This window comes from Pseudomonas sp. ADAK21 (genome assembly GCF_012935735.1).
Taxonomy (GTDB): Bacteria; Pseudomonadota; Gammaproteobacteria; order Pseudomonadales; family Pseudomonadaceae; genus Aquipseudomonas; species Aquipseudomonas proteolytica.
Genome location: NZ_CP052857.1, coordinates 4,893,062 through 4,914,031, shown reverse-complemented (window position 1 = coordinate 4,914,031; position 20,970 = coordinate 4,893,062). Strand labels below are relative to the sequence as shown.

Here is a 20,970-nt window from a genome sequence, read left to right as displayed (position 1 = left end):
CAGGCGAGCCGAAAAAAAGGGACACGATCGTTCAAACTGGCCGAAAAAATGTTGGAGCCGCTTTGTGTGGGAGCGGGCTTGCTCGCGAAGGCGGTGTATCAGACATAGATGAGTTGGCTGACCCTGCGCCTTCGCGAGCAAGCCCGCTCCCACATTGGATCTGCCTCAACAATTAAATCGTGGTCAAGCCAGGGTTTTACGCGGTGCCAGCGTGACCCAATAGCGCGTGCGCCACTGCACCTGCAGCCCATGGGTGGTGGCCAGCAGGCTGAGGATGCGGTCGGTGTCGTCCAGGCGGAAACTGCCGGTGACGCGCAAGGCTTCCAGGCTCGGGTCCCAGCGCAAAACGCCCGGGCGATAGCGATCAAGCTCGCGCAGGAAGTCGCCCAGCCCCTGGTTCTGCGCCGTTAGCACGCCATCGCGCCAGCCCAGTTGCAGCGCGTCGAACGGAACCGGCGCCCCCAGCCCCGAAGCCTGTAGGCGTATCTGTTGCCCGCCGCGCACCAGGGCGCTATGCCCCGCTGCGTCGCGCACTTGCACCTGGCCCTTGAGCACCGACACCACACACGCCTGCGCCAACTGGCGCACACAGACCTCCGCCTGGCTGGCGACAACCTGGCCATAACGGGTGTGGACAGTCAGCGCCGCCGCGCCTGGCACACTCAGCGCCATCTCCCCGTCGACCAGGGTCAGGCGCCGCTGCGCAAGGTTTACATCCACCGCGCTGGCCGTGTTCAGTTGCAGGGCGCTGCCATCGGCCAGCGGCACGCGTTTGCGCTCGCCGGTGGCGGTATGCAGGTCGGCACGCCACACGTCGAGGGGTAACTGGCGACTGAGCAGCCATGCCGCCGGCACCAGCGCTGCCACGCCTAGGGCGCGTTTGAGTACGGCACGCCGCCCCGGTTGCGGGCGGTCGAGGCTGGCCATGGCCAGGGAGGATGGCAATTCGGCAAAACGCTGGCGCAGCAACTGCGCTTTTTGCCAGGCCTGTTCGTGCTGGGGATGGCTGTCGCGCCATTGCTGCAAGCCCGCGTGATCGCGCTCGCCGGCCGTGCCCGACTCCAGCAGCGCCAGCCACTGCGCCGCTGCCCGCGCCACATCCGGCGCGGTGCGGCTCACAGTTCCACCAGCAGGCAATGCTCATAGGCCTGGGCCATGTAGCGCTTGACCGTACGTTCCGAGACCTTGAGACGCTCGGCAATCTCCCGGTAGCCCAGGCCTTCGAGCTGGCTCCAGAGAAACGCCCGACGCACAACCGGCAGCAAACCGTCGAGCAATTCATCCAGTGCCTGCAGGGTTTCCAGCAGCAACCAGCGCTGCTCCGGCGATGGCACGCAGTCGTCGGGCAAGCGTGCCAAGGCATTCAGGTAGGCCTGCTCCAGGCTGCGGCGCTGATGGAAATTGACCAGCAGGCGCTTGCCCACTGTCACCAGATAGGCGCGTGGCTCCTGCAATTGCGCTACCGGCTGGGCACTGGCCAGCACCCGCAGGAACGTATCCTGGCTCAGGTCGGCGGCATCCCAGGCATTGCCCAGGCGCCGACGCAGCCAGCTTTCCAGCCAACTGCGGTGGTCGCGGTACAAGGTGCTCAGGCTGGGTTCGGCGGTGGTCGTTGGCGATACAGCATCATTCATGGCAAGCGAACCCTGAGCAGCGCGAGTGAGTCTCAAATGAGATTCATTCTATTTAATATCCCTGCGCTGCACCATGTTCTTTTTGCCGGGTAGACGGGCGGAGGCTGTTAATCAAGCGCCCTGGCCTTATGCCGCAGCAGATCAATAAACAACCCCAACTCGTGGCTCACCGGTTCACCCTTGCGCAGCAAGATACCGAATGGCGCAAGCGTCACTTCCAGCTCCACTGGCAACTCGACCACTAGGCCCATCTTCAGATAATCACGCAGGGCGCTTTCCGAAAGCACCATGATTGCATCGGTCAGTTGGATCAGTTGCTGCATGGAATACACCGAGCTGCATTCGATGATGTCCGCCGGCAGGGGCAAGGCCAGGCGCTGCAACGCTTCGTCAAAGCCGATGCGTGCCGGGCTGCTTTCCGGTTGCAGAATCCACGGCCAGTCGCTGACCAGTTCCTCCAACGGCAAGCTCGCGCGCTGCGCCAACGGATGCCCGGCATGTACCACCACCAGCAGGCGCTCGTTGCCCAACGGCTCAAAGCTGTAATGCTCGCTATTTGTGGCAGCGTTACGACGGGCGATGGCCAGGTCGATACGCCCTTGTTCCAGCAGTTGGATCACCTGGTCGCTGGTGTCGCCCATAATGCGAATGCGCAGTTGCGGGTTGAGTGACTTGATCTGGGCAATCGAGTCCATCACCAGGTCCGGCGCGGCGCCCATGATGGTGCCGATGGCCAGGTAGCCATAACCGCCCTGCTGGCGGGCCATCAAGTCTTCGGCGCAGCGGTCCAGGCCGCTGAGTGCCGATTCGGCGAAGCGAATCAACTCCTTGCCCAACGCCGTGGGGCGCATGCCACGGGGCAAGCGTTCGAACAGGTCACAGGCAAACATGTCCTCGATCTCGCGCAGCATGCGGGTGGCCGCCGGTTGCGACATGTTCAGGGCCTGGGAAGCACGGTGCAGGTTCTGGCTCGAACTCAAGGCCACCAGCATATGCAAATGCTTGTAGCGCAGGCGGTTGAACAGGCTGCGGGAGATCAGCGGACTACTCATTCTTTTCCTTACTATCGATACCCTGAGGTTATCGCTTATGAGCGAGATTCGATTTGTAGCGCATTGCTCGGCCGCCGTACAGTCCGGCCCATAAGAACAAAGCCCTACAAAAGGACTTCAAGATGACCACGCTACCCGTGTCCCTGCTCGCCAAAATTTCCTGGCGGCTGCTGCCCTTCCTGCTACTGATGTACATCATGGCCTTCCTCGACCGCGCCAACGTCGGGTTCGCCAAACAAGCCTTCCAGGCCGACACCGGCCTGAGCGACGCCGCCTTCGCCTTTGGCGCCGGGGTGTTTTTTATGGGCTACGCCTTGCTCGAAGTGCCGAGCAACCTGATCCTGCATCGCGTCGGTGCCCGCCTGTGGATGTGCCGGATCATGGTCAGTTGGGGCCTGGTCTCGGCGGCAATGATGTTTGCCCACAACGAAACCAGCTTCTACATCCTGCGCTTCTTGCTGGGTGTGGCCGAAGCCGGGTTTTTCCCTGGCGTAATCCTCTACCTCACCTACTGGTTTCCCCAGGCCGCACGCGGCAAGGCCATGGGTTTTTTCTACTTTGGCGCGCCACTGGCCTTCATCTTCGGCAGCCCGCTGTCTGGCCTGCTCCTGGAAATGGACGGCTTCGGCGGCCTGCATGGCTGGCAATGGCTGTTCGTCGTGGAGGGCCTGATGGCTTCGGCAGTGGGGATCTGGGCCTATTGGTACCTGGACAATCGCCCCGCCGACGCCAATTGGCTGACCGTTGAGGAGCGCCGCCAGATCCAGGACCTGCTGGACGCCGAAGACCAGCACAAAGGTTCCCATGGCCGCAGCCTGCTCAGCGTGCTGTGCCAGCCGTCAGTGCTTTACCTGTGCCTGGTCTACCTGCTGATCCAAGCCAGTGTGTACGGCGTGGTGTTTTACCTGCCGACCCAGGTCAGTGGTTTGCTTGGCACCAAGGTCGGCCTGATGGTCGGGCTGGTCTCGGCGATTCCCTGGGTGTGCGCGCTGTTCGCCGCGTGGTGGATCCCCGGTTATTCCGACCGCAGCGGCGAGCGCCGGCGCACCGCATCGCTCACCTTACTAATGGCTGCCGCCGGCATCGCCTGCTCAGTGACATTCGCCAACCCATTACTGGGCATGCTCGCCCTGTGCTTCGCCGCCTCGGGATTTATTGCCGTGCAGCCGGTGTTCTGGACCTTCCCGTCCAGCTACCTGGCAGGTAGCGCCGCAGCTGCAGGAATTGCCTTGATCAACTCCTTTGGCGCACTGGGCGGGTTTATCGCCCCGGTCCTGAAGAACTGGGCGGAAACCGCCTTCCACTCCCCGGCAGCCGGCCTGTACCTGCTGTCCGCCACCACGGTACTGGCTGCGTTGCTGGTGCTGGGTATCCATTCCCCCGGCCAAAAAGCGTCGAACACGCCGGCCACTGTTTAATTTTCAGGAGTCACACCATGGGCAACATCACCATCAAACACGTCCGCGCTTTTGTGTTGCGCGGCGGTGGCGCGGACTATCACGACCAGGCTGACGGTCACTGGATCGACGACCACATTTCCACGCCCATGAGCAAGTACCCCGAGTACCGCCAGAGCCGCCGCAGTTTCGGGATCAATGTGCTCGGCACGTTGGTAGTGGAGATAGAAGCCAGCGACGGCACCGTTGGGTTTGCCGTGACCACCGGTGGCGAACCTGCGGCCTATATCGTTGAGAAACACCTGGCACGTTTCCTTGAAGGCGCACGCGTCACTGATATCGAGAAAATCTGGGACCAGATGTACCAGTCCACTCTGTATTACGGGCGTAAGGGTCTGGTAATCAACACCATCTCCGGCGTGGACCTGGCGCTGTGGGACCTGCTCGGCAAGATCCGCCAGGAACCGGTACACCAATTGCTCGGCGGTGCGGTGCGCGATGAACTGCAGTTCTACGCCACCGGCGCGCGCCCGGACCTGGCGCAGAAGATGGGTTTTATCGGTGGCAAGATGCCCCTGCACCACGGCCCAGCCGAAGGTGAAGAAGGCTTGCGCAAAAACCTCGAAGAGCTGGCGACCATGCGTGAGCGGGTCGGCCCGGACTTCTGGCTGATGCTCGATTGCTGGATGAGCCTGGACCTCAACTACGCCACCAAACTGGCGATTGGCGCCCACGAATACGGCCTTAAATGGATTGAAGAGGCGCTGTCCCCCGACGATTACTGGGGCTACGCAGCACTGCGCAACAACGTACCCAAGGGCATGCTGGTCACCACCGGCGAACATGAAGCCACCCGCTGGGGCTTTCGCATGCTCCTGGAGATGGGCTGCTGCGACATTATCCAGCCGGATGTCGGCTGGTGCGGCGGCTTGACAGAACTGGTGAAAATTTCCGCCCTGGCCGACGCGCACAACGCCATGGTGGTGCCGCACGGTTCCTCGGTCTATAGCTACCACTTCGTCGCCACCCGGCAGAACAGCCCGTTCGCCGAATTCCTGATGATGGCGCCCAAGGCCGACGAAGTGGTGCCGATGTTCCACCCGCAACTGCTGGGCGAACCGGTGCCGATCAATGGCCGCATGCGCTTGTCGGTACTCGACAAGCCGGGCTTCGGCGTAGACCTGAACCCCGCTTGCCAACTGCACCGTCCGTATAACCGCTAAGGAATTTCACCATGAAAATGCCTCACAACGCGTTCAAGGCCGGCCTGCGGCAGGACGTCAGCCAATACGGGATCTGGGCGGGTTTTGCCAACGGCTACGCCGCAGAAATTGTCGCCAGCGTAGGTTACGACTGGATGCTGATTGACGGCGAACACGCGCCGAACACCGTTCCCAGCGTGCTCAATCAATTGCAGGCAGTGGCGCCGTACAGCACCGCGCCCGTGGTGCGTGCGGTCAGCGGCGATGCCAACCTGATCAAGCAACTGCTGGATCTCGGCGCGCAGACCCTGATGATCCCCATGGTCGAAACCGCCGAGCAAGCCCAGGCCCTGGTGCGCGCCATGCGTTATCCGCCCCACGGTATCCGTGGCGTGGGCGGCGGCCTGACCCGGGCGACGCGCTGGGATGGCGTCGACCATTACCTCACGACCGCCCATCAAGAGCTATGCCTGATCGTTCAGGTCGAGTCGCGCCTGGGCGTGGAAAACGTCGAGGCCATCGCCGCCGTCGAAGGCGTGGACGCGGTATTTATCGGCCCCGCTGACCTGTCCATCGGCCTCGGCCATGCCGGTAACCCCGGCCACCCCGAAGTCCAGGAGCGCATCCAGCACGCGGTCAGCGCTACGCTCGCGGCGGGCAAGGCCTGCGGCATTCTTGCACCCAATGAAGAAGACGCCCGACGTTACCAGGCCTGGGGCTGCCGCTTTATCGCGGTAGCCATTGATATCAGCCTGCTGCGCCAGAGCGCCCAAAGTACCCTCGCCCGCTACCGCCCTGCCGCCGACGCTAAAGCGCCTTCGCGCACTTACTAAGGAGCCTGCCATGCCATCCGTTCCGGTTTACCAGAACTTCATCAACGGCTGTTTTACCGCCAGCAGCGCGCACATCGACGTGCTGAACCCGGCCACCGGCGCACTGCTGTCCAAGGTGCCGGCCGCCACTGCCGAAGATGTCGACCAGGCCCTGGCCGCCGCCCGCGCAGCGCAAAAAGACTGGTCCCGCAAACCGGCCATCGAGCGCGCCGGGCACTTGCGACGAATCGCCGCCAAGCTGCGGGAAAACGTCGCGCACCTGGCCCGCACCGTCACACTAGAACAGGGCAAGATCAGCAGCCTGGCCGAAATCGAAGTCAACTTCACCGCAGACTACCTCGACTACATGGCCGAATGGGCGCGCCGCATCGAAGGCGAGATCATCACCAGCGACCGGCCCAACGAAAACATCTTCCTGTTCCGCAAACCCCTGGGCGTGGTGGCCGGGATCCTGCCGTGGAATTTCCCGTTCTTCCTCATCGCCCGCAAGATGGCCCCGGCTCTGCTGACCGGCAATACCATCGTGATCAAGCCCAGCGAAGAAACACCGAACAACTGCTTTGAGTTCGCCCGCCTGGTGGCCGAGACCGACTTGCCGGCCGGGGTATTCAACGTAGTCTGCGGCGACGGCCAGGTCGGCGGCGCCCTCACCGCCCACAAGGGCGTGGACATGATCAGCTTCACCGGCAGCGTCGCGACTGGCTCGCGGATCATGACCGCGGCGGCACCGAACATCACCAAGCTCAACCTGGAGCTGGGCGGCAAGGCGCCGGCCATCGTCCTGGCCGATGCCAACCTGGAGCTGGCCGTCAAAGCCATTCGTGACTCGCGGATCATCAACAGCGGCCAAGTGTGCAACTGCGCAGAACGTGTGTATGTACAACGCAGCGTCGCCGACCAGTTTATCGAGCGCATCAGCGCGGCGATGGCCGCCACCCGCTACGGCGACCCACTGGCCCAGGCCGATGTGGAAATGGGCCCGCTGATCAACCGCCAGGGTCTGGAGAGTGTCAACCGCAAGGTGCGCACGGCCCTGGCCCAAGGTGCCAGCCTGGTCACCGGCGGGCAGATTGCCGACCTCGGCGCCGGCTTTCACTTTCAGCCGACGGTATTGGCCGGTGGCCGCGCCGACATGGATATCATGCGCGAAGAAATCTTCGGCCCGGTGCTTCCGATCCAGATTATCGACGACCTCGACGAAGCCATCGCCCTGGCCAATGACTGCGACTATGGTCTGACCTCCTCGATCTACACCCGTGACCTGGGCAAGGCGATGCACGCAGTGCGCGAACTCGACTTTGGCGAAACCTACGTCAACCGCGAGAACTTCGAGGCGATGCAGGGCTTCCATGCCGGCGTGCGCAAATCCGGGATCGGCGGCGCCGATGGCAAACACGGCCTGTACGAGTACACCCATACCCACGTGGTGTACCTGCAGAGCTGAGGTGGTGCAACGGTCACGGCATGTGAGTGCCGGCCCTCACAACGACCCTTCCAACAAGGATTGCGCAATGAGCATTGCCAACCTCTACAGCGGCCCGATCATCGACAGCCATTTGCACCTGTTCGACCCACGCCGCCCTCAGGGTATCCCGTGGCCCGAGCCGGGCAACCGCCTGTACGCCGCACATTTGCCTGAAGACTACTGGGCGCTGGCGGCCCGACATAACGTGATCGGTGCCATTGCGGTGGAAGCCAGCCCGTGGCCCGACGATAACCGCTGGTTGCTGGAAACCCTGCGCAGCGATGCGCGAATGCTTGGCTTTGTCGGCAATCTCGACCCGCTGCACGCGCAGTTTGCCGGCGAACTTGCGGCACTGGCCTACGAGCCACTGTTCCTTGGCCTGCGCTACGGCAACCTGTGGGACCGTGATTTGCTGGTCGACCAAACACGTCCCGGGTTTATCGACGGCCTGCGCCAGCTTGCCGATTGCGGCCGTTGCCTGGACAGCGCCAACCCAGACCCGCGGCTGATCAAGGGCCTGTTGCACCTGAGCGATGCCCTCCCCGAGCTGCGCATCATTATCGATCACCTGCCCAACGCCCAGATCCCTGTGGGCCAGGAAACGGCCTACCATGCAGACCTGTTGCGCTTGGCCGAACGGCCCAATGTATTTGCCAAGCTGGCAGAAATCCCCCAGCACGGGCCCAACGGCTTGATTGTCGATAGCGCGTTTTACAACGACCGCCTGGCCGTACTGTGGGACGCGTTTGGCGAAGACCGCTGCTTCTTTGGCAGCGATTGGCCCAATAGCGATCACCTCGCCGATTTCGCCGCCACCCTGGGCCTGGTCAAACGCTGCATGGCTGATCAGCGACAGGCCGTCCAGGAAAAATTCTTCCTGCACAACGCCGTGCGCATCTACAGCCCGACCCTGCCCCCTGGAGGCCTCTGATGCCGACCCGTGCCTTTCGCATGAACCTCAACCCCGGCATGGCCGACGAATACCGTCGGCGCCATGACCAGATCTGGCCGGAGCTGGCCCAGGCCCTGCGCGATGCCGGCGTGGTGGATTACCGGATCTTCCTCGACGAGCCCAGCAACGCACTGTTTGCAGTGTTGACCCACGAAGCGGTGCATGGCCTCGACGCCCTGCCCGGCACTGCGCTGATGCAGCGCTGGTGGCACTACATGCACGACATCATGCCCAGCCACCCGGATAACTCGCCGGTCAGCATGGACCTGCTACCGATGTTCAGCCTCACGCCCGACTGATCCATTCATCTGCTTACCACCACAATAAAAAGGATTCGAACACGTGGAAATCATTCTCCTCGGTGTGATTCTGCATTTAATCGGCGGCTTTGCCTCCGGCAGTTTCTACATCCCCTACAAAAAAGTCGGTGGCTGGGCCTGGGAAAGCTACTGGATCACCGGTGGCCTGGTGTCGTGGCTGATCGTGCCGCTGATTGCCGCGCAATTGACCGTACCCGGCTGGGTCGAGATCCTGCGTAACGCCGACACCAGCACCCTGCTCTGGACTTATATGTTCGGCGTGCTGTGGGGCATCGGCGGGCTGACGTTCGGCCTGACCATGCGTTATCTGGGGCTGTCACTGGGCATGTCGCTGATCATGGGCCTGACCTCGGCCCTCGGTGCGTTGATGCCAGCGTTGTACCGCGACCTGTTCACCCACGAGACAGAGGGCACCCTGACCTCGATGCTGGCATCACAAGGCGGCCATTGGGTGCTATGGGGCGTGGCCGTGTCGCTGATCGGCATCGCGGTGTGCGGCAAGGCCGGGTTGATCAAGGAACGGGAAGTGTCCCAGGCAGTGAAGTTAGCCAGTGTCAGCGAGTTCGCCCTGGGCAAGGGCATGCTGGTGGCGGTGATTTCCGGGGTGCTGAGCGCGTGTTTCAGCTATGGCATTTCCGCCGGGCGCCCACTGGCCGCTGCAGCGGTGGAACATGGTGCCAACAGCCTGTTCCAGAACAACGTGACGTTCATGGTAATCATGTGGGGCGGCCTGACGACCAACGGCATCTGGTGCCTGTGGCTGAACTGGCGCAACCGCACGTTCCGCAACTACACCGACCGCAGCACCCCGCTGTTGCGCAACTACCTGCTGGTGGCGTGCGCCGGGACCCTGTGGTTCCTGCAATTTTTCTTCTATGGCATGGGCGAAAGCCGCTTGCAGAACGACGCCAGTTCATGGGTGCTGCACATGTCCTTCATCATCATTGTGTCCAATTGCTGGGGCCTGTATTTGCGCGAATGGCACGGCACCAGCGCGACCAACAAAAGCGTGCTGGTGGCCGGGATCGCGGTGATCCTCGGCGCGATTGCCATGGTTGGCTACGGTAATTACCTCGGCTGAGGCCGCAATGTCTTTTTGTAGGAGCGAGCTTGCTCGCGAAGAACCTGATGACGCCGCGTTTAGCCGCTAAGCCCGCGTTATCGTTGACGTTTTTCGCGAGCAAGCTCGCTCCTACAACAGCGTTAAATTTTTCTCAGGAGATTTCCCATGATGTTGCTAGCAGACAAAACCGTGATCATCACCGGCGCCTCCCGTGGCATCGGCCGCGCCGCCGCCCGCGAGTGCGCACGCCAGGGCGCCCGCGTAGTGATCGGCTATAGCGGCAGCGAACAAGGCACACACGCCGCGCTGTCGCTGATCGAAGAGATCCGCGCCTTCGGCGGCCAGGCCATTGAAGTGGGTGGCGATGCCGCCGACCCGGACACCGGCGACACGCTGGTGGCCGCTGCGGTCAAGGCCTTTGGCAGTGTCGATGTGTTCGTCAATAACGCCGGTATCTGCCCGTTCCACTCCTTCCTCGACATGCCGCGCGAGGTGTACCTCAAGACCGTCAACACCAACCTCAACGGCGCCTATTTTGCGGTGCAGGCAGCGGCCAACCAAATGAAGAACCAGGGGCGTGGCGGTGCGATCATTGCCGTCAGTTCCATCAGCGCCCTGGTGGGCGGCGGCATGCAGACCCACTACACGCCGACCAAGGCCGGCCTGCATTCGCTGATGCAGTCCTGCGCCATCGCCCTGGGGCCGTATGGCATCCGCTGCAACTCGGTCTTGCCGGGCACTATCGCCACCGACATCAACAAAGAAGACCTGGCTGACGAGGAAAAACTCGCCTACATGACCTCGCGCACGCCGTTGGGCCGCCTGGGTGAGCCGGACGACGTCGCCGGGCCGATCGTGTTCCTCGCCTCCGATATGGCGCGCTACGTGACCGGTGCATCGTTGCTGGTCGATGGCGGGTTGTTCGTCAACTTGCAGTAACCCTTCCCCCGACACCACACATCCACTGTAGGAGCCGGCTTGCCGGCGATAGCGGTCGCACTTCACACCGCCATCGCGAGCAAGCCCGCTGCCACATTGGGGGTCTGTGTGTGCCTGGAATTTGTGTTTTACCCCTGATAACAACAATAAAACCAAGGAGCATTCATGCGCATCAACCTCCCCCTGGCCCTACTTTGCAGCACGGTGTCCACCTACGCCCTGAGCGCCGGTTTGCTCGACCCTGCCTCGCCGGCCATGCTCGGCGACTGGAACGGCCTGCGCCCGCAACTGGCCGAGCAGGGCTACGACTTTACCCTCAAGTATGTCGGCGAAGCGGGCTCCAACCTCGGTGGCGGCTACGACTCCCACATGACCGCCCGCTGGAGCGACCAGTTGATCCTCGGCGTGACCATGGACCTGCAAAAACTCTGGGGTTGGCAGGACGCGACCTTTCGCATCGGCATCGGCGAGCGCCATGGCAAGGACATCACCAATGACCGTGTGCATCACCCCGACGCCACCGGCCTGACCTCGACCATGGAAGTGTTTGGCGGCGGCAATGCCTGGCGCCTATCGCAATTTTGGTACGAGCAGAAATTCTTCGAGCGCAAATTCGCCCTGAAACTGGGGCGCTTCGGCCATGGCGAGGACTTTGACCAGTTCCCCTGCGAATTCCAGAACGTCACCCTGTGCGGCTCCCAGGAAGGCAACTGGAATGGCGTGTGGAACAGCTTCCCCATCAGCCAGTGGGCGGTGCGCGCCAAGTACCAGTTCACCGATGAGTTCGCGATGCAGATTGGCGCCTACGACAAGAACCCTGGCAACGCTGAGGCGAGCAACGGCTTCAAGCCGTTTATCAGCGGCTCCCAAGGTACCAGCTTCCCTATCGAAGCCATCTGGAAGGGGCAGGTTGGCGGGCTGAGTTCGGAGTACCACGCCGGTTATTACTACGCCAATGCCGATACCAAGGACATGCTCAAGGACGCCGACGGTAACTACGCGGCCAGCAGCCAGAAGCCTTATCGGATGTATTCAGGCAATGCCGGCTGGTGGTTGTCGGGCCAACAGCAGTTGACCACGGTCGATGGCAACAACAAGCGCGGGCTTAACGTGTTTGCCAACCTGACCATGAATGATCCGCATAAAAGCGTGATCAAGAGCCTGGTACAGGTGGGGCTGATCTATCGAGGGCCCTTCGACTCGCGGCCAGATGACACTTTTGGCATCGGCGCTTCGAAGTTGCAGGTCAGTGACCGCTATACCGACAACACCCAGGCGCTCAACGCGCGCAATGGAGTGACGGGCATGGATGATCCGCTGTATGTGCCTGAGCAAAAGCGTGAGTACAGTTATGAGGTCAACTACGGGGTACAGGCCACCCAATGGCTGATGGTGCGGCCTAACCTGCAATACGTGAAATACCCTGGAGGGTTGACGCAAACCAACGGTGCAGTGGTGGGTGGGGTGCAGTTTATTGCCGACTTCTGAGAGAGGTTGGCCGCAGAGCCGGAGCGCGAAGCTGCAGTCCCGGTAGCAGCTGGCTTGCCAGCGATGGCGGCGTACCAGGCAACCTATGCTTGGGCTGACACACCGCCTTCGCGGGCAAGCCCGCTCCTACAGAGGTTGGATTTTGGTCGCACTACAGCGTTCTTAACGCATCACCACAATCCCCACCACCAACACCACCGGCCAGGCCAACATCGCGGCTCGCCATCCCAGGGGCGCGTGACGTAGTTCCATGAACCCATCGGCAATCACCCAGGCCTTGGCTACTGCGGCCAGCACCACTGCCCACCACCACCCCGCAGCACCGGACATGACGGTGCCCACGCTCAGCAGCACCAGCGCGACCCAGCACGCCAGCAGCCTCACAACACGTACACCAACGGAAACAACACTACCCACACCAGATCCACCATATGCCAATACAACACCCCGGACTCCATCCCCGACTGGCGCCCCGGCCCGTAAGCCCCGCGCCAACAGCGCAACGCCAACCACGCCAGGATCACCATCCCCAGCAGTACATGCAAAAAGTGAAAGCCGGTCAAAATCCAATACAGGGTAAAAAACGTACTGTGCTCCAGGCCCTGCCCCGCAGCGGCCAGGTGGCCGTACTCGCTGAGTTTGATCCACACATACACCAGCGCCACCAACAACCCCAGTACCAATAACCCAGCCGCCCGCCGCGAGCGGTCGGCGAGTGCCTGTTGCTGGGCCAACGCCGCAAGCAGGCCGGCCGTCAGCAGGCTCAGGGTCATCGCCAGGCCGGTGGAGGTGTCCAGTTGTGCGCGGCCTTCGGCAAAGACCTCGGGCCGTAGCGTCTGGGTCACGGCAAAGGCAAGGATCAGAATCGCAAACACCGAGAGTTCGGCAAGGATAAAAAACCACATCGCCAGGTCACCCGGCAGGCGCCGGTCAACTGAAGTGAACATCAACCACATCCATCAGGGCCGCGACGGTTTGCGGGTCGTCGCTCAGCGCTTCTGCCAGGCAGGCCATGCACGCCTCGCGGGGCGGCATGCCGGCGGCGATCAGGCGGGCGGTGAAGATCAGTAGGCGCGTAGAGGCCACCTCCTCCAGGTCATGCTGGTCAAGCCGGCGCAAGGCTTGCCCCAGGCGCACCACCTGGGCCGCCAGGGCGCTGTCGACCTGGGCTTCGCGGGCGACGATGCGTTCTTCTTCGAGTGTCGATGGATAGCCAAAGCGCATCGCCACAAAACGCTGGCGCGTGCTGGGTTTCATGCCCTTGAGCAGGTTCTGGTAACCCGGGTTATAGGACACCACCAACATGAACGACGGCGGCGCCTTGAGGACTTCGCCGGTGCGCTCCAGGAACAGCTCGCGACGGTCATCAGCCACCGGGTGCAAGACCACGGCGGTGTCCTGGCGCGCCTCGACCACTTCGTCGAGGTAGCAGATGCCCCCTTCGCGCACCGCGCGAGTCAGCGGGCCGTCCTGCCACCAGGTGCCTTGGGCGCCGATCAGGTGGCGGCCAATCAGGTCGGCCGCACTGAGGTCGTCGTGACAGGCCACGGTATACAGCGGCAATTGCAGACGGTGGGCCATGTGCTGCACGAAGCGGGTCTTGCCGCAGCCGGTTGGCCCCTTGATCAGCACCGGCATGCGGTGACGCCAGGCGTGTTCGAACAACTCATGTTCGTTGTTGACGGCTTGATAGAAGGGTTCGGTCATGGCGCACCTTGCATGGACAACGGGTTTGACCGCCACGCTACGGGGGCCTGCGACAACCTGGCAAGCCGTACTCAAGGCAAACTTGATCGCCGTCAAGCGGTCATTCACCCACCGCGACATAGTCTCTGCTGGCACTAAGAACCTGCGTTCTACCCGGATCGCAAAGGTCTTGCCTGAGGAGATATGGAATGCTGACTCGCAACAAAACACCCTTTGTACTGACGCTGGCCGGGCTCAGCTGCGCGCTGGCCCTGGCCCTCTCAACCCAGGCCTTCGCGGCGGCACCCGCACCGGCTGCAGCCATGGTCAAGAGCCCCGGCGCACCCGACTTGAGCCAAGCCGAGTTCGATGCCTCCAAGCAGATCTACTTCGAGCGCTGCGCCGGTTGCCATGGAGTGTTGCGCAAAGGCGCCACCGGCAAGCCGCTGACCCCGGACATCACCCAGGCCCGTGGCCAGGCGTACCTGGAGGCCTTGATCACCTATGGCTCCCCCGCCGGCATGCCGAACTGGGGCACCTCCAATGCGCTGACCAAAGCGCAGATCACCAGCATGGCCACCTTCATCCAGCACACCGCGCCAACGCCACCGGAATGGGGCATGGCCGAAACCCTCAAGACCTGGAAGGTACTGGTCAAGCCCGAAGACCGTCCGAAGAAGCAACTCAACAAGCTCAACCTGGAAAACCTGTTCTCCGTCACCCTGCGTGACGACGGCAAAATCGCCCTGATCGACGGCGACAGCAAGAAAATCGTCAAGCTCATCGACACCGGCTATGCCGTGCATATCTCGCGGATTTCCGCTTCGGGGCGCTACCTGCTGGTGATCGGCCGTGACGCCAAGATCGACATGATCGACCTGTGGCCCGTCGAGCCGACCAAAGTCGCCGAGATCAAGGTGGGCATCGAGGCCCGCTCGGTGGAGACCTCCAAGTTCAAGGGCTACGAAGACAAGTACGCGATCGCCGGTTCCTACTGGCCGCCGCAGTTCACCATCATGGACGGCGAAACCCTGGAGCCCAAGCAGATCGTCTCCACCCGTGGCATGACCGTGGACAAGCAGGAGTACCACCCGGAACCGCGTGTAGCGGCGATCATCGCCTCCCACGAATGGCCGGAGTTCATCGTCAACGTCAAGGAAACCGGCAAGGTGATGCTGGTCAATTACCAGGACATCAAGAACCTCACCATCACCACCATCGACGCCGCGCCGTTCCTGCATGACGGCGGTTGGGACAGTACCCATCGTTATTTCATGACGGCGGCGAACAACTCCAACAAGGTCGCGGTCATCGACTCCAAGGAGCGCAAGCTCACCGCTCTGGTGGATGTGGGCAAGACCCCGCACCCCGGTCGTGGCGCCAACTTTGTGCACCCGCAATATGGTCCGGTGTGGGCCACCAGCCACCTGGGTGACGGCGGTGTTTCAGTGATTGGTACCGACCCGGTCAAGCACCCGCAGTACGCCTGGAAGCAAGTGACATCGCTCAACGGCCAGGGCGGTGGCTCGCTGTTTATCAAGACCCACCCCAACTCGCGAAACCTCTACGTCGACACCACCCTCAACCCCGACACCAAGCTCAGCCAGTCGGTAGCCGTGTTCAACATCGACAAGCTCGACGCCGGCTACACCGTGCTGCCGATTGCCGAATGGTCCGGCATCAAGCAAGGCGCCCTGCGCGTGGTGCAGCCGGAATACAACAAGGCGGGTGATGAAGTGTGGTTCTCGGTGTGGAACGGCCAGGAAGAGGAGTCGGCGCTGGTCGTGGTCGATGACAAGACCCTCAAGCTCAAGAACGTGATCAGGGACAAGCGCCTGATTACCCCGACCGGCAAGTTCAACGTTTACAACACCCAATTCGATATCTATTGAGCTTCATCAACAAGAGGCAACCCAATGAAAAATATCCTGCTTGCACTCGCGGCCCTGGGCGCGGCGTTAAGCCTGTCCACGGCGCTTGCCGAGGATGGTGCGGCGCTGTTCAAGAGCAAACCCTGCGCCGCCTGCCACACCATCGACAGCAAGATGGTGGGGCCGGCGCTCAAGGAAGTCGCGGCGAAGAACGCCGGGGTCAAGGACGCAGACAAGACCCTGGCCGGCCATATCAAAAACGGTACCCAGGGTAACTGGGGGCCGATTCCGATGCCGCCAAACCAAGTCACCGATGCCGAAGCCCTGACCCTCGCCCAATGGGTGTTGAGCCTCAAATAAGCACAAGGAGCACGCCATGCAAGTCTCGATGATCGGTTCGGCCATGGCGCTGCTTTTTCTTATTCCCGCGCCGGTGCATGGAGCACCGGCGCCTGCACGCCAGGTCCAGCTGGAACACCTGCTGATCCAGGACTGCGGGGCCTGCCACGGCCTGCACCTGACCGGCGGCCTGGGCCCGGCCCTCACGCCCCAAGCCCTGGCCGGACAGACCCGCGACACCCTGATTGCCACCGTGACTTATGGCCGCCCTGCCCTGGCGATGCCCGGCTGGGCCCCGTTGCTCAATGCCGGCGAGATTGCCTGGCTGGTGGACCGCCTCCTGCAAGGAACCCCCGCGCCATGATCCGTCCCCTGCTTGCCTGCTTTGCCGGCCTGTTGCTCACGGCCTGTGCCCACCCCCCGCTGCGCGGCACCGGCGACCTGGGCCTGGTGGTGGAACGCGCCAGCGGCAGCCTGCTGATTATCGACAGCAGCAACCAGGCCCGCCTGGCCCGGGTCGAGGGGCTGGGCGACTTGTCCCATGCTTCGGCGGTGTTTTCCCGGGACCAACGCTACGCCTATCTGTTTGGCCGCGACGGCGGGTTGACCAAGGTTGACCTGCTGACCATGCGCATCGACCAACGCCTGATCCAGGGCGGCAACAGCATCGGCGGCGCGATCAGCCAGGATGGGCGCCTGATTGCGGTCTCCAACTACCAGCCAGGTGGGGTCAAGGTATTCGACGCCCAAACCCTCAAGCAGGTGGCCGATATCCCGGCCACACCCCTGGCCGACGGCAAGCGTTCGCGGGTGGTGGGCTTGGTGGATGCGCCAGGGCAACGCTTTGTGTTCAGCCTGTTCGATACCGACGAGATCTGGAGTGCCGATTTCAGCCAGGGCAACACCCCGGTCATCACCCGCTTCAGCGGTATTGGCCGCCAGCCCTATGACGCATTGATCACTGCCGATGGCCGTTACTACATGGCCGGCTTGTTTGGCGAGGATGGCATGGCCCAGCTCGACCTGTGGCACCCCGAGCACGGGGTCAAGCGCGTGCTCGCCGACTACGGCCGCGGCCAGGAAAAACTGCCGGTGTACAAGATGCCGCACCTGGAAGGCTGGGCCGTGGCCGACAACCAGGCCTTCGTGCCCGCCGTAGGTCGCCACCAAGTGCTGGTGATGGACGCCCGCACCTGGCAACAGACCGCCGCCATCGCCGTGGCCGGCCAGCCGATTTTTGTCACCGCGCGCCCCGACGGGCGCCAGTTGTGGGTCAACTTCGCCTACCCGGACAACGACCGGGTGCAGGTACTCGACACTGAGACCCACCAAGTGGTCGCGGACCTGCGCCCCGGCCCCGGGGTGTTGCACATGGAATTCACCGGGCGCGGTGAGCAGCTGTGGTTGTCGGTTCGCGACGGCCAGCAGGTGCAGGTTTGGGATCCTTATCGTTTGACCTTGCTCAAGACCCTGCCGGCCGAAAGCCCCAGCGGCATCTTCTTCAGCAGCCGCGCGCAAAAAATGGGGTACTGAGATGGAACTGGATGAACTGACCGCACGCCTGATCGACCGCTATCAACATGGCATGCCGCTGTGCGCCGAGCCTTACCTGGAGATGGCCAACACCCTGGGCTGCAGCGAGAAAGAGTTGATGGCCTGCCTGCAACGCCTGGAACTGGCGGGCGCGCTGTCGCGGGTCGGGCCGGTATTCGATCACAGCCGCGCCGGCGCCAGTACCCTCGCCGCCCTGGCGGTGCCCGCCGAGCGCCTGGAGCAGGTGGCGGCGCGCATCAGTCGCTACCCCGAGGTCAATCACAACTACGCCCGCGAACATCACTACAACCTGTGGTTTGTGCTGACCGGGCCCAATCGCCGCCATCTGGAACAGATTCTGGAGGAGCTGGAAAAGGACACCGGCCTGGTCCCCCTGGACCTGCCAATGCTCACCTCCTACCGCATCGATCTGGGTTTTGCCCTGGGAGGCCACCCGTGATCGCCCCGCTGAACCACGAGCAATTGCTCGACCTGCGCCAGTGCCTGGAGCGTGGGCTGCCGCGCGTTTCGCGGCCCTATGAAGACCTCGCCGAGCAGATCGGCGCCCACCATTTGCAGGTATTGAAGCAGATGCAGCAATGGCAGGAACAGGGCCTGTTCCGCCGCGTCGGCTTGGTGCTCAACCATCGCGCCCTGGGCTATGTGGCCAATGCGATGCTGGTGCTGGACGTGCCCGATGCGCTGATCGATGAAGTCGGCCAGCGCCTGGGCCGCGCGCCGGGCATCACCCTGTGCTACCAGCGGCCACGGCGCTTGCCGCACTGGCGCTACAACCTGTTTTGCATGGTCCACGGCCGTGAGCGCGCAGCAGTGCAGGCGCAGATCCAGGCACTGCTGGACCAGCACCTGCTCGCCGATCTGCCCCACCACCTGCTGTTCAGCACGCGCATGTTCAAACAATGCGGCGGGCGCTTTGCACCGCCACCGTCACAGGTATGGGCCCATGGATGAACTCGACCGGCAGTTGATCAACCGCCTGCAGCGGGGCCTGCCTCTGGTACGTCACCCCTGGCAGGCCGTGGCGGCAGAGCTGCGCAGCACGCCCGACGAGTTGCTCGACCGCCTGCATCTGTTGCTCGAAGACGGCGTGCTGACGCGCTTCGGGCCGATGTTTGATATCGAGCGCCTGGGTGGCGCGTTCACCCTCGCCGCCCTTGCGGTGCCCGAGTCCCGCTTTGAACAAGTGGCGGCGCAACTCAACGAACTGCCGCAAGTGGCCCACAACTACCGGCGCGAGCACCCCTGGAACATGTGGTTTGTGCTGGCCTGCGCGACCTGCGCCGACCTCGACCAGACCCTGGCCCATATCCACACCATTACCGGGCTTGAGGTGCTCAACCTGCCCAAGGAGCAAACCTACCATGTCGGTCTGTACTTCCCGGTTTGACGAAACCCTGGCCCAACGCTTGATCCAATTGACCGAGTCCGGCCTGCCCCTGGTGGAAGATCCCTGGACCTGGCTCGCCGAGCAACTGGGCATCAGCGTCGAATCCACCCTCGACCTGCTCAAGCGCCTGCAGGCGGAAGGCGCCATCCGCCGGATCGCCGCCGTGCCCAATCACTACCGCCTGGGCTACCGCCACAACGGCATGACCGTGTGGGATGTTTGCGATGAACAGATGCCGCGCCTGGGCGAGTTGATCGGCGCCCAACCCTTTGTCAGCCACTGCTATCGCAGGCCCAGGCGTGCGGACTGGCCCTACAACCTGTTCGCCATGGTGCATGGGCGCAGCCGTGAGGAAATCGACAGCTACCGTGAACACCTGCGCTTTCTGCTGGGCACTGCCAGCCGGGCCGACGAGATGTTGGTAAGCAGCCGCATCCTGAAAAAAACCGGCCTGCGCTTGGCCTCTCCTCGCTCCAGTAGAAGCTGGCTTGCCAGCGAAGGTCGTTAACGATAACGCGGGCATCCTGGATGAACGTGTCGCCGGGGCGTTTTTCGCGAGCACGCTCGCTCCTACAACAAGGAACATCTTATGCTTAGGATCAGTCATTACCTGCGCACCCTGGCCGGCCAGTGCCCGCCTCCACGCAGCGCCAAACCCGGCAGCCAGCGCGCGCCGGTGGTGATCTGGAACCTGCTGCGCCGTTGCAACCTGACCTGCAAGCACTGCTATGCCACCAGCGCCGACAGTGTGTTCCGCGATGAACTGGACACCGAAGCGGCACTGAAGGTAATCGATGATCTGCACGAGGCCGGGGTCAAGGTATTGATTCTCTCGGGTGGCGAGCCCCTGCTGCGCGAAGACCTGTTCCAGCTCAGCGCCTATGCCCGCAGCAAGGGTTTTTTCGTGGCGCTGTCGAGCAATGGCACGCTGATCGATGAGGGCAATATCCAGCAGATCGCCGCCGCACGCTTTGACTATGTGGGCATCAGCATCGATGGCTTGAAGGCCACCCACGATGCCTTCCGCCAATGCGAGGGCAGTTTCGAGCGCTCGATGCACGCCATCAACCTGTGCCGTCAGGCGGGGATCCGCGTCGGCCTGCGCACGACCCTGACCCAGGAAAACTACGCGCAACTCCCGCAACTGCTGGCCCTGATGCGTGAATACGATGTGCAGAAGTTCTACCTCTCGCACCTCAACTACAGCGGGCGCGGCAAGCGCAGCCGGCAGCTGGACGCCCATCAACAAATGAGCCGCGACGCCATGCTGATGCTGTTCCAGCAGGCCTGGGACGACATCCAGAATGGCGTGGCCAGCGATTTTGTCAGTGGCAACAACGACGCCGACGCCGTGCTGTTGCTGCAATGGGTGCACCAGCACCTGCCGGAACACTACCCGCAACTTGAACACCTGCTGCATGCCTGGGGCGGCAATGCCTCGGGCAGTGGCATCGCCAATATCGACAACACCGGCGAAGTGCACCCGGACACTTACTGGTGGCAACACTCGGTGGGCAATGTGCGCCACACCTCGTTCCGCGAAATCTGGCTGGAGCGTCCCGACCCGCTGCTGCTGCGCCTGCGCCAATACCCGCGCGAGATCGGTGGCCGTTGCACCGACTGCCGCTGGCTGGGCATTTGCAATGGCAACACCCGCACCCGCGCCTGGGCTGGCGGCGACCTTTGGGGCCCGGACCCCGGTTGCTACCTCAGCGACGCTGAAATCGCCCGCACGCCGCCCACCTTGATTCCTTGCTCGGCACGCTGAACCACCGGCCGGCTACCTGG

At 62.8% G+C, this 20,970-nt stretch carries 24 protein-coding genes; 18 read left to right on the top strand and 6 right to left on the bottom strand.

Annotated features, from left to right (window positions below):
* Positions 1-183 precede the first annotated feature (183 nt).
* The 3 genes from HKK57_RS22280 to HKK57_RS22270 form a co-directional block, all read right to left on the bottom strand.
* A complete protein-coding gene (locus HKK57_RS22280) occupies positions 184-1,119 on the bottom strand; it encodes a FecR domain-containing protein (protein WP_169390789.1) in 936 nt (311 codons plus the stop codon).
* Positions 1,116-1,634: a sigma-70 family RNA polymerase sigma factor gene (locus tag HKK57_RS22275; protein WP_029291277.1), complete on the bottom strand. Its 519-nt coding sequence runs from the start codon at positions 1,632-1,634 to the stop codon at positions 1,116-1,118. The genes HKK57_RS22280 and HKK57_RS22275 overlap by 4 nt, the downstream gene beginning before the upstream one ends.
* A 107-nt stretch (positions 1,635-1,741) precedes the next feature.
* Positions 1,742-2,686: a LysR family transcriptional regulator gene (locus tag HKK57_RS22270; RefSeq protein WP_029291275.1), complete on the bottom strand. Its 945-nt coding sequence runs from the start codon at positions 2,684-2,686 to the stop codon at positions 1,742-1,744.
* Positions 2,687-2,808: 122 nt separating this feature from the next.
* Between HKK57_RS22270 and HKK57_RS22265 the strand changes: the two genes are divergently transcribed.
* From HKK57_RS22265 to HKK57_RS22225, 9 genes are all read left to right on the top strand, one after another.
* Positions 2,809-4,104: an MFS transporter gene (locus HKK57_RS22265; protein WP_169390788.1), complete on the top strand. Its 1,296-nt coding sequence runs from the start codon at positions 2,809-2,811 to the stop codon at positions 4,102-4,104.
* A 17-nt stretch (positions 4,105-4,121) separates the two neighbouring features.
* Positions 4,122-5,306: an L-rhamnonate dehydratase gene (gene rhmD / locus HKK57_RS22260; protein WP_070994240.1), complete on the top strand. Its 1,185-nt coding sequence runs from the start codon at positions 4,122-4,124 to the stop codon at positions 5,304-5,306.
* Positions 5,307-5,317: 11 nt separating this feature from the next.
* Positions 5,318-6,118 (top strand): aldolase/citrate lyase family protein, encoded by an 801-nt coding sequence (locus HKK57_RS22255; RefSeq protein WP_029291270.1) that lies wholly within the window; start codon positions 5,318-5,320, stop codon positions 6,116-6,118.
* 10 nt (positions 6,119-6,128) lie between these two features.
* Positions 6,129-7,562: an aldehyde dehydrogenase gene (gene aldA / locus HKK57_RS22250; protein WP_070994239.1), complete on the top strand. Its 1,434-nt coding sequence runs from the start codon at positions 6,129-6,131 to the stop codon at positions 7,560-7,562.
* Between the two features lie 67 nt (positions 7,563-7,629).
* Positions 7,630-8,514: an amidohydrolase family protein gene (locus HKK57_RS22245; protein ID WP_029291267.1), complete on the top strand. Its 885-nt coding sequence runs from the start codon at positions 7,630-7,632 to the stop codon at positions 8,512-8,514.
* Positions 8,514-8,834, top strand: coding sequence for an L-rhamnose mutarotase (gene rhaM, locus HKK57_RS22240; RefSeq protein ID WP_169851606.1), 321 nt, complete (start codon positions 8,514-8,516; stop codon positions 8,832-8,834). Before HKK57_RS22245 ends, rhaM begins: the two co-directional genes overlap by 1 nt.
* A gap of 43 nt (positions 8,835-8,877) precedes the next feature.
* Positions 8,878-9,936: an L-rhamnose/proton symporter RhaT gene (gene rhaT, locus HKK57_RS22235; RefSeq protein WP_070994237.1), complete on the top strand. Its 1,059-nt coding sequence runs from the start codon at positions 8,878-8,880 to the stop codon at positions 9,934-9,936.
* A 150-nt stretch (positions 9,937-10,086) separates the two neighbouring features.
* Positions 10,087-10,857 carry an SDR family NAD(P)-dependent oxidoreductase gene (locus HKK57_RS22230; protein ID WP_169391236.1) on the top strand — a complete coding sequence of 257 codons (771 nt, stop codon included), beginning with the start codon at positions 10,087-10,089 and terminating at the stop codon, positions 10,855-10,857.
* Positions 10,858-11,022: 165 nt separating this feature from the next.
* Positions 11,023-12,345, top strand: a complete 1,323-nt coding sequence (locus HKK57_RS22225; protein WP_169390787.1) for a carbohydrate porin — start codon at positions 11,023-11,025, stop codon at positions 12,343-12,345.
* Positions 12,346-12,507: 162 nt separating this feature from the next.
* Here HKK57_RS22225 and HKK57_RS22220 read toward each other — a convergent pair whose 3' ends face one another.
* The 3 genes from HKK57_RS22220 to HKK57_RS22210 are packed head-to-tail and all read right to left on the bottom strand — an operon-like array spanning position 12,508 to position 14,052.
* Entirely contained in the window at positions 12,508-12,729 is a 222-nt protein-coding gene (locus tag HKK57_RS22220; RefSeq protein ID WP_224791084.1) for a cytochrome C oxidase subunit IV family protein, read from the bottom strand.
* Positions 12,726-13,292, bottom strand: coding sequence for a cytochrome c oxidase subunit 3 (locus HKK57_RS22215; protein WP_169390786.1), 567 nt, complete (start codon positions 13,290-13,292; stop codon positions 12,726-12,728). The genes HKK57_RS22220 and HKK57_RS22215 overlap by 4 nt, the downstream gene beginning before the upstream one ends.
* Complete coding sequence (locus HKK57_RS22210) at positions 13,276-14,052, bottom strand: CbbQ/NirQ/NorQ/GpvN family protein (protein WP_029291253.1); 777 nt, start codon at positions 14,050-14,052, stop codon at positions 13,276-13,278. The genes HKK57_RS22215 and HKK57_RS22210 overlap by 17 nt, the downstream gene beginning before the upstream one ends.
* A gap of 302 nt (positions 14,053-14,354) precedes the next feature.
* Between HKK57_RS22210 and nirS the strand changes: the two genes are divergently transcribed.
* From nirS to nirJ, 9 genes are all read left to right on the top strand, one after another.
* Complete coding sequence (gene nirS / locus HKK57_RS22205; protein ID WP_224791098.1) at positions 14,355-15,923, top strand: nitrite reductase; 1,569 nt, start codon at positions 14,355-14,357, stop codon at positions 15,921-15,923.
* A 24-nt stretch (positions 15,924-15,947) separates the two neighbouring features.
* Positions 15,948-16,262 (top strand): c-type cytochrome, encoded by a 315-nt coding sequence (locus tag HKK57_RS22200; RefSeq protein WP_029291248.1) that lies wholly within the window; start codon positions 15,948-15,950, stop codon positions 16,260-16,262.
* 16 nt (positions 16,263-16,278) lie between these two features.
* Complete coding sequence (locus tag HKK57_RS22195; RefSeq protein WP_178121973.1) at positions 16,279-16,605, top strand: c-type cytochrome; 327 nt, start codon at positions 16,279-16,281, stop codon at positions 16,603-16,605.
* Entirely contained in the window at positions 16,602-17,774 is a 1,173-nt protein-coding gene (locus HKK57_RS22190) for a cytochrome D1 domain-containing protein (protein ID WP_169390785.1), read from the top strand. The genes HKK57_RS22195 and HKK57_RS22190 overlap by 4 nt, the downstream gene beginning before the upstream one ends.
* A gap of 1 nt (position 17,775) precedes the next feature.
* On the top strand, positions 17,776-18,234 hold the full coding sequence (locus HKK57_RS22185) for an Lrp/AsnC family transcriptional regulator (RefSeq protein ID WP_029291240.1): 459 nt from the start codon (positions 17,776-17,778) through the stop codon (positions 18,232-18,234).
* Positions 18,231-18,746, top strand: coding sequence for a siroheme decarboxylase subunit beta (gene ahbB, locus HKK57_RS22180; protein WP_029291237.1), 516 nt, complete (start codon positions 18,231-18,233; stop codon positions 18,744-18,746). Before HKK57_RS22185 ends, ahbB (HKK57_RS22180) begins: the two co-directional genes overlap by 4 nt.
* Entirely contained in the window at positions 18,739-19,182 is a 444-nt protein-coding gene (locus HKK57_RS22175; protein ID WP_092237071.1) for an Lrp/AsnC family transcriptional regulator, read from the top strand. Before ahbB (HKK57_RS22180) ends, HKK57_RS22175 begins: the two co-directional genes overlap by 8 nt.
* A complete protein-coding gene (gene ahbB / locus HKK57_RS22170; RefSeq protein ID WP_070994233.1) occupies positions 19,157-19,690 on the top strand; it encodes a siroheme decarboxylase subunit beta in 534 nt (177 codons plus the stop codon). Before HKK57_RS22175 ends, ahbB (HKK57_RS22170) begins: the two co-directional genes overlap by 26 nt.
* Positions 19,691-19,771: 81 nt before the next feature.
* Positions 19,772-20,950 carry a heme d1 biosynthesis radical SAM protein NirJ gene (gene nirJ / locus HKK57_RS22165; RefSeq protein WP_029291229.1) on the top strand — a complete coding sequence of 393 codons (1,179 nt, stop codon included), beginning with the start codon at positions 19,772-19,774 and terminating at the stop codon, positions 20,948-20,950.
* The last annotated feature ends 20 nt before the right edge of the window (positions 20,951-20,970 follow it).